Source organism: Parabacteroides sp. D25, assembly GCF_000307475.1.
In the GTDB taxonomy this organism is placed as follows: domain Bacteria; phylum Bacteroidota; class Bacteroidia; order Bacteroidales; family Tannerellaceae; genus Parabacteroides; species Parabacteroides distasonis.
In genome coordinates, this window is record NZ_JH976507.1 from 67,829 (window position 1) to 85,068 (window position 17,240).

Sequence of the window (17,240 nt, forward strand, 5' to 3'; positions counted from 1 at the left end):
GCCTTGATCTATAAGTTTATCGTAGAAGAAGGATGCCTTTTTTTCTAAATAAATATAAAAGACAGTTTGTTTTTTTAGTTATTAAATAATACTTTTGATTCTCAGAAACGAAAATAATTTCATTTTGATATTAAAGAAAGTAACTTAAAACCCAAATACACATATGAGTTATCTTAAATTTGACAAAACAGTAATGATAAACCTGGAAGAGTCGCTGACTCGTGAGGTGCTTCGAACCAACCGTTTGGGAGCCTATCACTGCACTACTGTTGTTGATTGTAATACCAGGAAATACCACGGACTACTCGTTATGCCTGTGCCTGCGATTGATGATGACAACCATGTGTTACTGTCTTCTTTTGATGAGACGGTAATTCAACATGGTGCCGAATTTAATCTTGGGTTGCATAAATATGCAGGCGATAATTTCAGTCCCAAGGGACATAAGTACATCCGCGAGTATAGCTCAGAGACAGTACCTCGTACGCTTTACCGTGTAGGAGGTGTGATCTTCTCGAAAGAGAAAGTGTTTTCCATGTACGAGAATCGTATCATGATTAAGTATACGTTGGAAGATGCTCATTCCGCTACGACCTTACGTTTCCGTCCTTTCCTCGCTTTCCGTAGCGTGAAGAACTTAACGCAAGCCAATGGTAACGTGAACCAATCTTACGAGGAAGTCACAAACGGAATCAAGACATGTATGTATCCCGGTTATCCGGAACTGTATATGCAATTTAACAAGAAAGTTAAATTTGTGTATGAGCCGTATTGGTACAATGGCATCGAGTATCCGAAAGAACAAGAGAGGGGATATCCTTATCAGGAGGATTTGTATGTTCCCGGATATTTCGAGGTCCCTATCAAAAAAGGTGAGACTATTATTTTCAGCGCTGGCGATAGTGCAGTGGCAACTACCCGCTTGAAGGCACTGTATGAGAATGAGGTCGTAGCTCGTACGCCTCGTACTAGCTTCTTCAATTGCTTGAAGAATTCCGCTCAGCAATTTTATTTTCGTCCCAAGGAAGACGACGCTTATCTATTAGCGGGCTATCCATGGTTTAAAGTACGTGCGAGAGATTTGTTCGTAGCTCTTCCGGGTAGTACGTTGTCTATCGATGATCCGGTTCGTTTTGAGAAGATCATGCATACGGCGATGCCGGCGATGCGGGCGTATATGGAGAATGGGCGTTTCGATGCGGTGATTCGTGAGATCGAGCATCCGGATGTCTTTTTATGGGCGATCTGGGCGATCCAACAGTATGCTAAGCATGAGGGCGTTGAAAAGGCACGTGAGCTATATGGCGATTTCGTGAAAGAAGTTATCGATTATATACGGGACCAGAAACATCCCGATATGAAATTGATGGAGAATGGTTTACTTTTCGCTAATGGAAAAGATAAGGCGATTACTTGGATGAATTCTACCGTAAACGGAAAACCTGTTGTAACTCGTTCTGGTTATATAGTGGAATTTAACGCTCTTTGGTATAATGCTCTTTGTTTCTATACAGAATTGATGGGGGGAGTACCTGTCGAGGGTATTGATCCGATTATCAAGTCGATGGATAAATCGTTCCCGGAAACCTTTGTGAACGGGTATAATTATTTGTTCGATTCCGTGAATGGTTCTACGGTAGATTGGAGCGTACGGCCTAATATGATTTTCGCTGTGGCATTGCCTTATTCCCCATTGACGAGGATGCAGAAACGTGCCGTAGTGGATATCGTGACGAAAGAGTTGCTTACCCCGAAGGGCTTGCGTTCCTTGAGTCCGAAGAGCGAAGGATATCGCCCGTATTATGTGGGGCCGCAATATGAACGAGATTTGGCTTATCACCAAGGTACTGCTTGGCCGTGGTTGTTAGGCGCCTATTTGGAAGCTTATTTGCGTGTATTCGGAAAGAGTGGCGTTGCTTTTGCTGAACGTATGTTGATAAGCTTGGAGGAGGAGATGTCATTACACTGTATCGGGACGATCCCGGAATTGTTTGATGGTAACCCACCGTTTACCGGACGTGGAGCTGTCTCTTTTGCGATGAATGTTGCGGCTATCCTCCGTGTTGTGGATTTGTTGAAGAAGTATAACGCCGAATAAAACTAAGTACCATTATGAAAGCATTAATGTTTGGATGGGAATTTCCTCCTCATATCTTGGGCGGTTTAGGAACGGCCAGTTTCGGTTTGACACGAGGCATGGCAATGCAGCCCGATATGGATATTACTTTTTGTATACCGAAGCCCTGGGGCGATGAAGACCAGAGCTTTCTAAAGATAGTGGGTGTCAACCAAGTTCCGATTGTTTGGAAGGATGTTGACCGTGAATATGTGCAGCAACGGGTTTCCAAAGCGGGAATGAACGCTGACCAGTATTATAAGTACAGGGATCATATTTATGCGGATTTCAGTTATCGTCATGTGACTGATTTAGGGTGCCTTGAGTTTTCCGGACGTTATCCGGATAATCTTCTGGAAGAGATCAATAACTATTCGATCGTTGCGGGAGTAATCGCTCGTACGGAAGAGTATGATATCATCCATGCGCACGACTGGTTGACTTATCCGGCGGGTATTCACGCTAAAAATGTGAGTGGTAAGCCTTTGGTAATCCATGTTCATGCTACGGATTATGATCGTAGCCGTGGTAATGTGAATCCGGATGTCTATGCGATTGAGAAGAATGGTATGGACAATGCAGATCATATCATAACGGTGAGTAATTTGACTCGTCAGACGGTGATCGAGAAATATCATCAAGATCCCGCTAAGGTAACGACCGTACATAACGCCGTAGAGCCTTTAAGTCCTGAGATTTTAGCGATCCCAGATAAAAAGGGTGTAAAGGATAAGGTTATTACATTCTTAGGTCGTATCACGATGCAGAAAGGGCCGGAATATTTCGTTGAGGCTGCCGCAAAGGTTTTGGCTAAGGCTCCTTATGCACGTTTCGTGATGGCTGGTAGTGGTGATATGATGGATCAAATGATTCGTTTGGCCGCAGCACGTAATATTTCAGATCGTTTCCACTTTACCGGATTTATGAAGGGCAAGCAGGTCTATGAGGTGTTGAAAGCCAGTGACGTATATGTGATGCCTTCGGTTTCTGAGCCTTTTGGTATCTCTCCGTTGGAAGCCATGCAATGTGGTGTACCCTCTATCATTTCTAAACAATCCGGTTGCGCCGAGATCTTGGATTATGCGATTAAGGTGGATTATTGGGATATTGAGGCGTTAGCGGATGCCATGTATTCTATTATTACTTATCCTGCCATGCATGAGTTCTTGAAAGTGGAAGGTAAGAAAGAGGTGGATAATATCAAATGGGAATATGCCGGACAAAAGGTTCGTCGTATTTACGACAATGTGATAGGTAACAAATAAATTAACGACAAGACAAAAATAAAACAAACAATATTATGAAAACGATCTGCTTTTATTTTCAAATACATCAGCCGTTCCGTTTAAAAAGATATCGCTTCTTCGATATAGGTAACGACCATTACTATTACGATGATTTCCAGAATGAGGAGATTATCCATCGTATAGCTGAACAATGTTACTTGCCGGCTAACCGGACTATTTTGGAGATGATTAAGACCAGTGGTGGTAAGTTTAAGGTAGCGTTCTCTATTTCCGGCGTAGCGTTGGAGCAGATGGAGATTTATACTCCGGAAGTGATCGATAGCTTTAAGGAATTGGCGGCTACGGGGAATGTGGAATTCTTGTCTGAGACTTATGCTCATTCTCTTTCTTCCTTGGGAGATCCGGAGGAGTTCAAGCATCAAGTAAAGAAACAAGAAGATAAGATCAAGACTTTATTCGGGGTTAAACCGAAAGTGTTCCGTAATACGGAGTTGATTTACTCGGATGATATTTCCGCTATGGTTTCTGAGATGGGCTATAAGGGGATGTTGACGGAGGGTGCTAAGCATATCTTAGGTTGGAAGAGTCCGAACTATATGTATTCTTCTTGCGTAGCTCCGAAGTTGAGTTTATTATTGAAGAATGACCGTTTCAGCGAGGATTTATCGAACCGTTTCAGTGATTATAGTTGGAATGAGTATCCTTTGACAGCCGATAAGTATATGTCATGGATCGCTGCTACTCCGGATTCAGAGCAAATCATTAATTTGTTTATGAATTATGAGGTGCTGGGATCTTTGCATCCAGCTTCAACCGGTATTTTTGAGTTCTTCAAGGCTTTGCCTCGTTTTGCTGCGGATAAGGGGATTAGCTTCTCTACTCCATCGGAAGTATTTACATTGATCAAGCCGGTAGACTCTATCTCCGTTCCTTATCCGATCTCTTGGGTAGATGAGGAGAGAGATTGTAGTTCTTGGTTAGGAAATGTATTGCAGCAGGAAGCGTTCCGTAAGATTAATGAGATCGGTGAACGTGTTCGTTTGTCTCAGACTCGTCGTATCCGTCAGGACTGGTACTATCTGCAGAGCAGTGACCATTTCTATTATATGAGTACAAAGCATATGGGACAAGGTGGCTTTAGCCCTTACGATAATCCGTATGATGCATTTAATAACTATATGAATGTTCTTTCCGATTTCATTGTTCGTGTAAATGCGGAATTCCCGGAGAATATAGAGAATGAGGAATTGAATTCATTGCTTTCTACGATTAAGAATCAAGGAGAGGAAATCGAGAGTCTACAGAAAGAATTAGATAAATTAAAAAAGAAGGCGGCGAAGAAATAAGTCGTTAATTGATTTGACTAGACTATTTTTGGAGAGTGACGGGTCCTTTTAGGGACCCGTTATTTTTTGCCTTAGAGATACGGATATAAAAAAAGCGAGATGAAAAACATCTCGCTTTTTTTATTATATAGATTCTTTGCTATCTGACATATTTACATGATGTAATACCAATTTTCATCACCTCTTCATCCTTTCGTATCTTTACACCTGAGGGAGCTAGATAATTCGTGATGGCTGTTGTAACAACTGTACTTTGACCGTAACTGTTACCTGTGGTCGTTGTCCGTTGAACAGGGATAAGAAGTAAACTCAAATCTTTGTCCGGATTATTCTCCATCTGATATTTTAATAAATTGGCAAGATTCGGGAATGAGTACGTACGAGTAGTCGCATCGTAAGCCTTGGATAGAAACGAGGTTACATTATTGTCAATTTGACTACCCTCAAAGAAACTCTTTACAGAATCCTCCGGCAAGATCAATAAATAAGGAGGAGGAGCCAGCGCATATTGCCAATCTTCTTGCGGCATCGCTTTTAACTCTAGTGGTAAATTATTCACGATACGTTTTTCCATGATCGGAGTAATTTCCTGTGTCGGAAGAACGATGCGTGTACAAACGCCGGCAGGAGTCTTAAAAAATGCATAGCTGTCGTTCGGTTGTAGCAATTGACTCATATCCGTATTTTTGAAACGACTTAGCTGAATGACCTCTTTAGTGACGGAGAAAGCTTCCCACGTGGTTATTAAAGAGTCTTTTCCTGCTGTGCTTTTAACCGCATAATTATAATATATCTTAAGGACAGAGCTAGCCACGGACAATATATTACCACTACCGAAGGTAGTTGTTACATAAAGCCCCGGGAAAAACTCATTGAAAGTTTCTTGATTCTTGAATGTACCCGGATTATTAATCGTTTCATCATAAAATTTTTGTCCGAACTCAGTAGGCATTTTAATGCTTACATGAGGGCTGTAACCATCAGAGTTTCTAAGGGAGTCGGATATACTTGTGTTATAAGCTGTATAAGCTTGAGCACCCATTGACTCTTGCATATTGCAATATTGCTTAGGGTCAATATTTGTATAAAAATTCTTTTGTAACGGACTTGTAATTTTAAAGATCTCCGCACGCATAGGCGCCAAGGAGTCTCCTACCCATACACCGTTTTTATTGGAACCATTATAATATATATTGAATTCCACCGAATCAATTTTTCCCTCATAAGGTGTATGCTTAAATTGAAAATCACTCGGACAATAGAATTGGCACATATAATCCGATACAAGGTTACCATACAGCGGATCGTAGAGTTCACCCAACTGGGCGCTAGTAGACCTTGCGTAAATAGAATCTAATTGCACCGTAGTGGCTTGTATCTGGAACGTGTCCATATATACCGCAATTGTATCGTCGCCTGGCTGAATACTTGTTCCTATCGAACTAAAATCATCATTACACCCGGCCAAAATGCTAGCACCAAGGCCAAGTCCAAGTATTAAAAGCTTGATTTTCATTACTACATTTATTATTTCGTGTTAGAATCCAATACCACGTCGTAGAACTTATTGAACTCGTCCATATAAGTTTCCGGTGACTGATAGGGAAGGAAAGGAGTATCTTTCTTGGCAGAGATATAATCAAGGACTTCTTGATTGATCGTCTCGCTACCTTGGATTACACCATCAGCGAAATCAATCGCTAATTTGGTTAGGCCCACAAAACTTGTATCTGCCTTGATTAACTTCAAGTCAGCTTCTTTGGCTCCGTCCGCCTTCAGTTTTGTCGCGAAATCTTTGTTTAGCGGGTTCTTGAAGTCATCGTTGTAGATCGAATAAACGATTTTCGCATTACGCAGGCACGGGTCATCGGCATACATTCTCTTGATGTAAAGAGCTGTTAACGCTGACATCCAGCCATGGCAATGGATTACATCAGGAATCCAACGCAATTTTTTTACGGTTTCCAATACTCCGCGTACATAGAAGATCGAACGATCGTCATTATCTTCATACTCATTTCCATTCTCATCGCTGACCGTGGATTTCCGTTGGAAGAAATCCTCGTTGTCAATAAAGTAAACCTGCATCCGGGCCGATTGAATGGATGCTACCTTAATGATCAGAGGATGGTCCGTGTCGTCAATAATAAGATTCATACCAGACAGACGGATAACCTCGTGCAACTGATTGCGGCGCTCGTTGATATTTCCGAATTTTGGCATGAATGTCCTGATTTCGCGACCACGCTCCTGAATTCCTTGCGGCAAATTTCTACATATTGTCGCAATCTCGGATTCGGGAAGGTAGGGAGTGATTTCTTGGGCTATAAACAAGATTTTTTTTGCATCCATTCTGTAAACTAGTTTTATAAAGACGCTACAAAGATACGAAAAATCTTTTATTTACGGTAATTATTTAGTTGCTTTGCACCGTCAATTAAGCATCTATCTGATGAAAATAGTAAATAGTATTAAAGATTTGAAGGCTTATCTTGCTGAGGCAAAGCAGGATAATAAGAAAATTGGCTTTGTTCCTACCATGGGAGCACTGCATAATGGACATCTTAGCTTAGTACAACATTGCGTGAAAAACAATGATGTATGTGTAGTCAGTGTTTTTGTAAATCCAACCCAATTTAATGACAAACACGACTTGGAAACGTATCCCCGTACGTTGGAGGCTGATTGTGTGTTATTAGAATCTGCCGGCTGTGACTATGTATTCGCTCCCTCTGTAGAAGAGATGTATCCGGAGCCAGATACCCGTACATTTGATTTGGGAACGGTATCTGAGGTAATGGAAGGCGCTAAGCGTCCGGGGCATTTTAACGGTGTAGCGCAGGTAGTAAGTAAGTTGTTCTATATCGTAGAGCCGGATAACGCTTATTTCGGGGAAAAGGATTTCCAGCAGATCGCTGTGATCCGGGCGATGGTGAAACAATTGAATATCCCTGTAACGATCAATGCTTGTCCGATCGTTCGTGAGGGCGATGGCTTGGCCTTGAGTAGCCGGAATACCCGTTTGACACCGGAACAACGTCAAAAAGCTCCGTTAATTGCTCGTACGTTAAAAGAAAGTACTACCTTTGTGCCCGGAAAAAGCGTACAAGAAGTGATTGACTATGTTGTCAATACGATTAATAGCGATCCAGTCATGGAAGTTGAGTACTACGAGATCGTAGATGGCAATACGTTAGAGTCTATCAAGAACTGGTCGGATACCGATTATCCGGTAGGTTGCATCACGGTATATTGCGGAGAGGTACGTTTGATCGACAATATCAAATACTAATTATAAGTCATACATGTTTATAGAGGTAGTAAAGTCAAAAATTCACCGGGTAACGGTAACGGAAGCTAACTTAAACTATATCGGTAGCATCACTATCGACGAGGATTTGTTGGACGCCGCTAATTTGATCGCGAACGAGAAGGTCTCGATCGTGAATAATAATAACGGAGAACGTTTTGAGACGTATATTATCAAGGGCGAACGTGGCTCGGGAGTGGTTTGCTTGAACGGAGCGGCTGCCCGTAAGGCTCAACCCGGAGATATTATTATCGTTATGTCGTATGCCATGATGGATTTCGAGGAGGCGAAAACATTCAAGCCTTCCGTGGTATTTCCCGATACGGCGACAAATAAGTTGATATAGTAGACACTAGACTTTGTAGAGATCTCTAATCATAAGAAAAGCTCGTCGGGATGCGGCGGGCTTTTTTTATCTTCATAAATTTAAGTAATAAGCGAGTTATGTACACGAACAGGAATATATGGAATGTTAGCTACCCGATCTTTTTGAGCTTGTTGGCGCAAAACGTGATAAACGTGACTGATACGGCTTTTCTAGGTAGGGTTGGTGAAGTCGAGTTGGGGGCTTCCGCTATGGGAGGACTTTATTATATCTGCGCTTTTACGATCGCCTTCGGTTTTAGTACGGGATCTCAAATCGTGATTGGCCGTAGAAACGGAGAGGGACGTTATGACCAGATAGGGCCTGTCATGATACAAGGCGTTTTCTTCCTATTGTCGCTGGCTGCTATATTGTTCTTGTTTTCTCGTTTTTTCGCGGGAGACGTGATGCGTGTATTGATTTCTTCGGACGCTATCTTGAATGCCACGGAGGAATTTTTGGATTGGCGTGTGTTTGGCTTCTTCTTCTCTTTCGTGAACGTGATGTTCCGGGCTCTTTTTATTGGTATTACCCGTACAAAGGTGTTGACATTGAACGCTGTCTTGATGGCAATGACGAATGTCTTACTGGATTATCTTTTGATTTTCGGACATGCCGGATTCCCAAAGATGGGTATTCAAGGGGCGGCTATCGCTTCCGTCATAGCCGAGGCGGTATCGATTCTCTTTTTCGTGGTTTACACGAGACTTACCGTAGATATACGTAAATATGCGCTTAACCAGATTCGTTCTTTCGATTTTGGCTTGTTGAAACGGGTGCTGGATATTTCCGTGTTCACGATGCTGCAATATTTCTTGTCTATCGCTACTTGGTTTATATTCTTTATCGCTGTGGAGCATTTGGGGCAACGGGAGTTGGCGGTGGCGAATATCGTACGTAGTATTTACGTCGTGATGTTGATTCCCGTTAATTCCTTGGCGACCACGACAAACACGTTCGTGAGTAATAGTATCGGGGCGGGAGCGATCAATCAAGTTATACCGACTATCTGGAAGATCTGTAAGTTATCGTTGGGCATTATGGTCGTGTTTGCCGCTATTGTCAGTTTGATGCCGGGATGGGTCGTGTCTGTTTATACGAATGACGCTTCATTAGTGGCGGCCTCGGTTCCATCCGTCTACGTGATTGTCGGTTCTTTATTGATCGGATCGGTAGCTAATGTGGCGTTCAACGGGGTGTCGGGTACGGGAAATACACGTTCTGCGCTTTTTATGGAAGTGGCGGTATTGATTCTGTATGTGCTTTTTGTATATGTCGCGGGGATACGTTTGCGTTTGTCGGTAGCCGTATGCTTCTTGACAGAGGCTATTTACTATAGTGGATTGCTCGTCGCTAGCGTAATCTATTTAAAGAAAGCCTCTTGGCAAAATAAGAGAATATAAGTATATGAGGGGAAAAAAACACGTACGTCTTTTTTCGAAAACACGTACGTGAATTCTGAAAAACACGTACGTCTTTTTTTGAACTGTGAATATTGGGAAATTGTTCGTATTTTTGTATTGTAATCAAATAAGAAAGGTAACTCATGTCCACGAAGCAATGTGAAGATATGTTGGTAGGAAAAGGAGTACGGCCTACTGCCGCACGGATCCTTGTCTTGCAAAAATTATCAGAACGAACCAGCCCGGCTTCCCTGTTCGAATTGGAGGCGGAGTTGGAGACGTTGGATAAATCGACCATTTCCCGTTCATTGGCCTTGTTATTGGAACATCATGCGATCCATTCTTTCGAAGATGGTAGTGGCTCTATAAAATATGAGATATGCCAGAGCCGTTCGGAGACATGCCCAGTGGGTGATAGGCATATTCATTTTTTCTGCGAGGTATGCCGTAAAACCTCTTGTTTGAATAATATCAAGATCCCGGTCGCTCAATTGCCGGAAGGATATATAATGGATACCATTAATTATACGGTAAAGGGTGTTTGCCCATTGTGTAATAAGCGACGTTCCTAGAAACCCTGATAATTTGCAATCAAGTTGCAACTCCCTTCTCTTACCTTTGTACCGTAATCAAGAAGTAAATAATTAAAATAGATAAGATTATGAGTACAACATGTGGATGCGAACATTGCCATTCGCACGGAAGTTCCGGTTTATGGATGCCGACGGTTTCTTTCGTTTTGTTGGTGATAGGACTTATCGGGAAGTACTCGGGGATAAGTTGGTTTGCTGAGTCTTGGATAGAGGCCATTTGGTTTCTGGTCGCTTTTTTGCCGGTAGGACTTCCTGTTATGCGAGAAGCTTGGGAAGCGGCTTTGCGGAAAGACTTTTTTAGTGAGTTCTCGTTAATGGCGATCGCCTCGATTGGGGCGTTTTGTATTGGGGAGTATCCCGAGGCCGTAGCCGTGATGCTTTTCTATACGGTAGGAGAGAGGTTGCAACTTCTAGCCGTGAATAAAGCCTCGAAGAATATCAGTGACTTATTAGATGTCCGGCCGGAACGAACGGATGTATGGCGGACGGGTACATATATGAATGTATCTCCGAAGGATGTAAAAGTAGGCGAGCGGATCGAGGTGAAACCCGGCGGACGTGTGCCTTTGGATGGCGTTTTATTGGAAGCCGAGGCACAGTTCGATACCTCGGCATTAACCGGGGAAAGTATGCCTCGTTCTATCCGTGAGGGTGAGGAGGTGCTTGCCGGAATGATCGTGCAGGGGCAGGCGGTACGTATACAAGTGAATCGGCCGTACGAGCAAAGTGCCTTGGCCCGTATTTTGGCTTTGGTGAAAGATGCCTCGGAGCGGAAAGCGCCGGCGGAATTGTTTATTCGGCGTTTCGCACGGATTTATACCCCAATCGTGATTCTTCTGTCGTTTCTAATCGTGTCGGTTCCAGCCTTGGTAGGGATGGTGACGCCTTCTTTCCAGTATGTTTTCTCGGATTGGTTATATAGGGGATTGGTTTTCTTGGTTATTTCTTGTCCTTGTGCCTTGGTTATAAGTGTTCCGCTCGGGTATTTCGGTGGTATAGGCGCCGCTTCTCGTGCCGGGATATTATTTAAGGGCGGTAATTATTTAGATGCGATCACACGGGTAAATACGGTAGCGTTCGATAAGACCGGTACATTGACTACCGGGCGTTTTGAGGTCACAACGGTGGAAAGCACGGAGATCCCGGTTTCTGATCTTTTGAGTATTTTGTTATCAGTAGAGCGGAAAAGTACCCATCCGGTAGCGCAGGCTGTAGTTCGCTATGCGGAAAAACAAGATAGCGTGCCGATGGAAATCACTGACATGCGGGAATTGGCAGGGCATGGTGTCGAGGCTATCGTGAACGGTCGGCAGGTGCTTGTCGGTAACATTCGTTTATTGGCCGAACGTGATATTCCTGTCCCGAAGGAATTATCCGATAGTGTTTCTACCGTGGTGGTTTGTGCGATCGATGGGAAATATGCGGGGCATCTTCTCCTTTCGGATACCTTGAAGAAGGATGCCGTGGATGCGATTCGTCGGTTAAAGGATCTGGATGTTAAAGATATTCGCTTGTTGTCCGGGGATAAGCAAGAGATCGTGAATCAATTCGCTGAGCGTTTGGGTGTCGATAAAGCGTATGGTAATCTGCTGCCGGAGGATAAAGCCGCTTATATAGAGCGATTAACGGCGGAGACGGATAAGTCGGTTGCCTTTGTGGGCGATGGGATGAACGATGCGCCGGTACTGGCTTTAAGTGATGTCGGTATTGCGATGGGTGGATTGGGATCGGATGCGGCCATCGAGAGCGCGGACGTGGTTATCCAAACGGACCAGCCCTCTAAAGTAGCGGAAGCTATTTCTATCGGACGTGCTACCCGGAATATCGTCCGTCAGAATATCGTGGGATCTATTGGCGTGAAGGTGATAGTCCTTGTGGCGGGAGCCTTCGGTTTTGCCACGCTTTGGGAAGCTGTTTTCGCGGATGTAGGCGTGTCTCTGCTGGCGGTTCTTAATTCGGTCCGTATACTAAAACGTTGAGAAGTGAAGAATTTCGAGATCGCTTTCATCGCATACTCATCTCTTTTTCGTACCTTTGCCCCTTAATCCAGTAGAAAATAATATAAATACACATACGAATTATGTTTGAGAACTTAAGCGAAAGGTTAGACAGATCGTTTAAACTGTTGAAGGGCGAAGGCAAGATTACCGAGATCAATGTGGCGGAAACATTGAAGGATGTGCGTAAAGCGTTGTTGGATGCCGACGTCAATTATAAGGTTGCCAAGAGTTTTACGGATACGGTAAAAGAGAAGGCTTTAGGACAGAACGTGCTTACATCGGTTAAGCCTAGTCAGTTGATGGTTAAGATTGTTCACGATGAGTTGGCCAGCTTGATGGGTGGCACGGCGGTTGACGTGAATTTGCAGGGAAATCCCGCCATTATATTGATGTCCGGTTTGCAAGGTTCGGGTAAGACTACTTTCACAGGTAAACTAGCGTCTTTATTAAAGACCAAGAAAAATAAGAAACCATTATTAGCCGCTTGCGACGTGTATCGTCCGGCAGCTATCGAGCAGTTGCGTGTAGTCGGAGAGCAGGTAGGTGTTCCGGTATACATGGAATTGGAGAATAAGAATCCGGTGGAGATCGCTATGAACGCTATCCGCGAGGCACGGGCTAAAGGCAATGACGTCGTGATCGTGGATACCGCCGGTCGTTTGGCTATCGATGAGCAGATGATGAACGAGATCGCCGCTATCAAGAGCGCTATCCAGCCGGATGAGACCTTGTTCGTGGTAGATGCCATGACGGGTCAGGATGCCGTGAATACCGCAAGGGAATTTAATGAGCGGCTGAACTTCGACGGCGTCGTACTTACGAAGTTGGATGGTGATACCCGTGGTGGTGCCGCTTTGTCGATCCGTACGGTTGTTGATAAGCCGATTAAGTTTGTCGGTACGGGCGAGAAGATGGATGCCTTGGATATTTTCCACCCTGAACGTATGGCGGATCGAATCTTGGGCATGGGTGATATCGTGTCTTTGGTGGAACGTGCGCAAGAGCAATATGACGAGGAAGAAGCGAAACGCTTGCAGAAGAAGATCGCTAAGAACCAGTTCGATTTTAACGACTTTATCTCCCAGATCCAACAGATCAAGAAGATGGGTAACTTGAAAGAGCTGGCATCCATGATCCCGGGCGTAGGAAAGGCATTGAAAGACGTGGATATCGATGATAACGCGTTCAAGAGTATCGAGGCTATCATTTATTCGATGACTCCGGATGAGCGTAGCAATCCGGCTATCTTGAATGGCTCACGCCGTCAGCGTATCGCCAAAGGTAGCGGTACGAGCATCCAGGAGGTGAACAAGCTGATCAAGCAATTTGATGAGACCCGTAAGATGATGCGTATGCTTACTTCCGCAAAGTCGGGGAAGATGAAGCTACCTTCGATGAAGCCCTCGTTCAGACGTTAATTAACAGGAGACAATCAATAATATGGAAGAACAACATTATCAATTGCTGGATGGTAAGGCCGTTTCCGCTCAGATGAAGAAGGAGATGGCTGAGGAGGTAGCCCAGATCAAGGCTGCCGGAGGTAAGATCCCTCACTTGGCCGCTATTTTGGTGGGCCATGACGGTGGTAGCGAGACTTATGTGGCTAGTAAAGTCAAGACTTGTCAGGAGATTGGTTTTAAGTCTACCTTAATTCGCTTTGAGGAGGATGTTACGGAGGAAGAATTGCTTCGTAAGGTCGATGAGTTAAATAATGATCCGGATGTGGATGGCTTTATCGTACAGCTTCCGCTTCCGAAACATATATCCGAGCAGAAGGTGATCGAGGCGATCGATTATCGTAAAGATGTGGACGGTTTCCATCCGATTAACGTGGGACGTATGTCTATCGGTTTACCTTGTTTCGTATCGGCTACGCCTGCCGGTATCTTGGAATTATTGAAGCGTTATCATATCGAGACGCAAGGAAAGCATTGCGTGGTTTTGGGACGCAGCAATATTGTCGGCAAGCCGATGGCTACCTTGATGATGCAGAAATCTTATCCGGGCGATTGTACGGTGACCGTATGCCATAGCCGTTCTAAGAACTTGAAGGAGATGTGCTTGTCTGCTGATATTATTATCGTGGCTTTAGGTGTTCCTGAATTCTTGAAAGGGGATATGGTGAAGGAAGGCGCCGTGATCGTTGACGTGGGAACAACCCGTATGCCAAGCAGCATAACCAAGAGCGGATTTAAGTTAACGGGAGATGTCTTGTTTAATGAGGTCGCTCCTAAATGTTCCTATATCACTCCGGTTCCGGGTGGCGTAGGGCCTATGACAATCATTTCTTTGATGCGTAACACATTGTTAGCGGGAAAGAAAGCGATCTATAAGTAAGTGGATGGATAAAAAAGTTCGCAAAAGGTTTGTGTAATCAGAATTTATACCTATCTTTGCGCCGTCTTAAAGGGGGAATCCTTTGAAAGGCGGATATGGTGAGAGTAGCTCAGTTGGTTAGAGCATCGGATTGTGGTTCCGAGGGTCGTGGGTTCGAGCCCCATCTTTCACCCATTGTGGTTTTTTAGATAAAAATCTTGTTATGAATAAAACAAGGTTTTATAAACCAAGGCGTCTATGAAGAATGAAAGTTTTTTTTATATGGTGAGAGTAGCTCAGTTGGTTAGAGCATCGGATTGTGGTTCCGAGGGTCGTGGGTTCGAGCCCCATCTTTCACCCTAGAATGAGAAAAGGATATGCCTATTAGGGCATATCCTTTTTCTATTTCTTATAATGGGCATTGTAAGTCTTTTATGATGCCCATCATAAGGAGCTTACAATAGGCATTGTAAACTCCTTATAATAGCGATCGTGCTGACCTACTCTTCGGTATATAAACCTTCTCTTGATAATTGCTTATCCAGATTCGCTACACCGAGGGCTATGATAGCGGTAACAGTAGCCGTATGTTCTTGGTATTCGGGGATGTTCTTTGTGTATAAATCCCGTTCCGTATGCCAGATTTCGCCGTAATCAAAATCATATCCTTTGAAATCCTCTGTGGTGAAACCTAATGTAGGGACACCTTCGATGGCGAAAACTGATGCGTCTGTTCCCCCCATGCGTGTCGGGCGTTTACGGGGTTCACGAACTTTTACCTCGAAAGGATAGTCCGGACGGATTTTTTGGATGGGTTCGCTGATCTTCACGAAATCATCATACATGGCTTGAGGGACGGAGATACCGACAGGAGGTTCCGGGCCTCCGTCACGATTGAACAAATTAGCGATTTTGGGTAATTTATCCTTATGCGCTTTCACCCAAGCTTGTGCTCCTAATAAGCCAAATTCCTCACCGGCGAATCCGATAAATAAGATCGTGCGCTTAGGTTTGGCTCCGGATTTGGCGATCATGCGAGCGGCTTCCATCATCGGTCCGATTCCAGTACCGCAATCGATGCCTCCGGTAGCCACGTCGAAAGCATCTAGGTGACCGCTGATAATTACATATTCGTCCGGGTATTTGCTGCCTTTGATAGACGCTACGACATTATGGTATTTAACCGGGCCTAATTTAAAATGATTACGAATATCGAACTCTAGTTCGAATGTACGTCTCTCTTTCACCATTTGTTCGATGATCGCGAATTGATGCTCGTCTAATTTGATATCCGGAAGTTCCGGCAGATTGTCGAAGTTCGTATTCGGGTCGTTCATCATTTTCCGGTCGTATAACGCACGGATAGGTACGGTGGAGGATTGGATAAAACCTAAAGCTCCGGCCTCGCACATTTCCTTATAATATAATCCGGGGAATTCTTTATAAGGCAACATCTCGTTTTTCTCCCCGTTTTCCCAGTTGCGGCGTCTTAGATCATTGTTTTTCTTCATGATCTCGTTGTTCTCTTTCTTGATCTCCGCACGGATGGAATCTCCCGAGGCGGAGCGGTCGATAGGCCAACCTACATTTTTCCCTGAGATAAGAACCCAAGCACCATTCAATCTTCCTTTGATTTGCTGGAACTCCTCGTCGTTACGAGGCTCCATCACCGCATGCCCACGTTGCACGCCTTTCGTTCCGGAAGTGTAGGAAGGGGTGGCGAAATGCAGGATCATTCCGTTGTCGCTCAACAAGCGTCCGAACCAAGGTCCTCGATTAAAGCCGACAGGGACGGTACCGGCTTCTTCTAATTGGACATCGAGTCCCCAACTCTTAAACTCACGCACCATCCACTCGGCGGCGTTCTCATAAGCGTCGGAACCGATTAAACGTCCGCCAAAGCGGTTCGTAAGGATATCCAGCTGATGCATCACTTGATTATCGTTCTGACCCATCTCGATGATTTTTTTTACGGCAGCGTCCTGAGCTGGTACAGGGGAGACTGTCATGCAGGCTAATGCCGCACAAACAAGTAAGATTTTTCTCATAAAGTAGTGTTTATTTCATTGATATGACTGTTTATTATTCAGTGTATGCAAATAAAGGAATAAATTTTGACTTATTGCAAATGAAATGGCAGTTTCTTTTATAACTTTGCGAAGTAAACAGATGGCGAATGAAAACAATGCGTAGCTTGAAGTGGTTAAGACCCCTCTTGGTAGTACTCTTTATGAGTTACTACGTGGGTGGCACGGCCTTTACCCATACGCATCATTTCCTAAACTCTAGTATCACTCACTCTCATCCCTATCTGCCGGGAGCCGACGGCTTGCCTCATCATGAGCATAGTACGGTAGCGTTTAATACGATTGAAGAGCTGACCGAATTGTGTCTGGAGTTAATTCCGTACTTACCTTTGGTTATGGCTTGGGCGCTTTTGATGGTAGTGCTCGTCTTTCTAAAGAAAGAGGTTGTCTTGCGTCTTGTGCGGCGTGGCGAATCCCGTGCGCCTCCCTCGTTTGGTATAGTAGTTTGAATCAAGCAT

Annotated in this window: 14 protein-coding genes and 2 tRNA genes; 13 read left to right on the plus strand and 3 right to left on the minus strand. The window is 44.2% G+C overall.

Annotated elements, in window-relative coordinates:
- Window positions 1-163: 163 nt before the first annotated feature.
- The 3 genes from HMPREF0999_RS17900 to HMPREF0999_RS17910 are packed head-to-tail and all read left to right on the plus strand — an operon-like array spanning window position 164 to window position 4,709.
- Window positions 164-2,098, plus strand: coding sequence for a glycogen debranching enzyme N-terminal domain-containing protein (locus tag HMPREF0999_RS17900; RefSeq protein ID WP_005861612.1), 1,935 nt, complete (start codon window positions 164-166; stop codon window positions 2,096-2,098).
- A 14-nt stretch (window positions 2,099-2,112) separates the two neighbouring features.
- Window positions 2,113-3,381, plus strand: a complete 1,269-nt coding sequence (locus HMPREF0999_RS17905) for a glycosyltransferase (RefSeq protein ID WP_005861614.1) — start codon at window positions 2,113-2,115, stop codon at window positions 3,379-3,381.
- A 35-nt stretch (window positions 3,382-3,416) separates the two neighbouring features.
- Window positions 3,417-4,709, plus strand: a complete 1,293-nt coding sequence (locus HMPREF0999_RS17910) for a glycoside hydrolase family 57 protein (protein WP_005861616.1) — start codon at window positions 3,417-3,419, stop codon at window positions 4,707-4,709.
- 139 nt (window positions 4,710-4,848) lie between these two features.
- Here the strand turns inward: HMPREF0999_RS17910 and HMPREF0999_RS17915 are convergent, their stop codons facing one another.
- On the minus strand, window positions 4,849-6,225 hold the full coding sequence (locus HMPREF0999_RS17915) for a DUF4270 domain-containing protein (protein WP_005861618.1): 1,377 nt from the start codon (window positions 6,223-6,225) through the stop codon (window positions 4,849-4,851).
- Between the two features lie 11 nt (window positions 6,226-6,236).
- Window positions 6,237-7,061 carry a glycogen/starch synthase gene (locus HMPREF0999_RS17920; protein WP_005861620.1) on the minus strand — a complete coding sequence of 275 codons (825 nt, stop codon included), beginning with the start codon at window positions 7,059-7,061 and terminating at the stop codon, window positions 6,237-6,239.
- 100 nt (window positions 7,062-7,161) lie between these two features.
- On the opposite strand from HMPREF0999_RS17920, the gene panC reads away from it, so the two are divergent.
- From panC to HMPREF0999_RS17965, 9 genes are all read left to right on the plus strand, one after another.
- Window positions 7,162-8,001: a pantoate--beta-alanine ligase gene (gene panC / locus HMPREF0999_RS17925; RefSeq protein ID WP_005861622.1), complete on the plus strand. Its 840-nt coding sequence runs from the start codon at window positions 7,162-7,164 to the stop codon at window positions 7,999-8,001.
- A 13-nt stretch (window positions 8,002-8,014) separates the two neighbouring features.
- Window positions 8,015-8,365 carry an aspartate 1-decarboxylase gene (panD, locus tag HMPREF0999_RS17930; protein WP_005861624.1) on the plus strand — a complete coding sequence of 117 codons (351 nt, stop codon included), beginning with the start codon at window positions 8,015-8,017 and terminating at the stop codon, window positions 8,363-8,365.
- 98 nt (window positions 8,366-8,463) lie between these two features.
- Window positions 8,464-9,786, plus strand: coding sequence for an MATE family efflux transporter (locus HMPREF0999_RS17935; RefSeq protein ID WP_009276544.1), 1,323 nt, complete (start codon window positions 8,464-8,466; stop codon window positions 9,784-9,786).
- Between the two features lie 143 nt (window positions 9,787-9,929).
- Window positions 9,930-10,358, plus strand: a complete 429-nt coding sequence (locus tag HMPREF0999_RS17940) for a Fur family transcriptional regulator (protein ID WP_005861628.1) — start codon at window positions 9,930-9,932, stop codon at window positions 10,356-10,358.
- Window positions 10,359-10,447: 89 nt separating this feature from the next.
- On the plus strand, window positions 10,448-12,358 hold the full coding sequence (locus HMPREF0999_RS17945) for a heavy metal translocating P-type ATPase (RefSeq protein ID WP_009276545.1): 1,911 nt from the start codon (window positions 10,448-10,450) through the stop codon (window positions 12,356-12,358).
- A 101-nt stretch (window positions 12,359-12,459) separates the two neighbouring features.
- Window positions 12,460-13,797, plus strand: a complete 1,338-nt coding sequence (gene ffh, locus HMPREF0999_RS17950; RefSeq protein WP_005861632.1) for a signal recognition particle protein — start codon at window positions 12,460-12,462, stop codon at window positions 13,795-13,797.
- A gap of 22 nt (window positions 13,798-13,819) precedes the next feature.
- Window positions 13,820-14,716, plus strand: coding sequence for a bifunctional methylenetetrahydrofolate dehydrogenase/methenyltetrahydrofolate cyclohydrolase FolD (gene folD / locus HMPREF0999_RS17955; protein ID WP_009276546.1), 897 nt, complete (start codon window positions 13,820-13,822; stop codon window positions 14,714-14,716).
- A 98-nt stretch (window positions 14,717-14,814) separates the two neighbouring features.
- Window positions 14,815-14,888: transfer RNA gene (locus HMPREF0999_RS17960), tRNA-His, on the plus strand.
- 92 nt (window positions 14,889-14,980) lie between these two features.
- Window positions 14,981-15,054, plus strand: a tRNA-His gene (locus HMPREF0999_RS17965).
- A gap of 141 nt (window positions 15,055-15,195) precedes the next feature.
- On the opposite strand, the gene HMPREF0999_RS17970 is transcribed toward HMPREF0999_RS17965, so the two are convergent.
- A complete protein-coding gene (locus tag HMPREF0999_RS17970; RefSeq protein ID WP_005865866.1) occupies window positions 15,196-16,743 on the minus strand; it encodes a M28 family metallopeptidase in 1,548 nt (515 codons plus the stop codon).
- Window positions 16,744-16,871: 128 nt separating this feature from the next.
- Here HMPREF0999_RS17970 and HMPREF0999_RS17975 point away from each other — a divergent pair, with 128 nt between their 5' ends.
- Window positions 16,872-17,231: a hypothetical protein gene (locus tag HMPREF0999_RS17975; RefSeq protein ID WP_008774100.1), complete on the plus strand. Its 360-nt coding sequence runs from the start codon at window positions 16,872-16,874 to the stop codon at window positions 17,229-17,231.
- Window positions 17,232-17,240 lie beyond the last annotated feature (9 nt).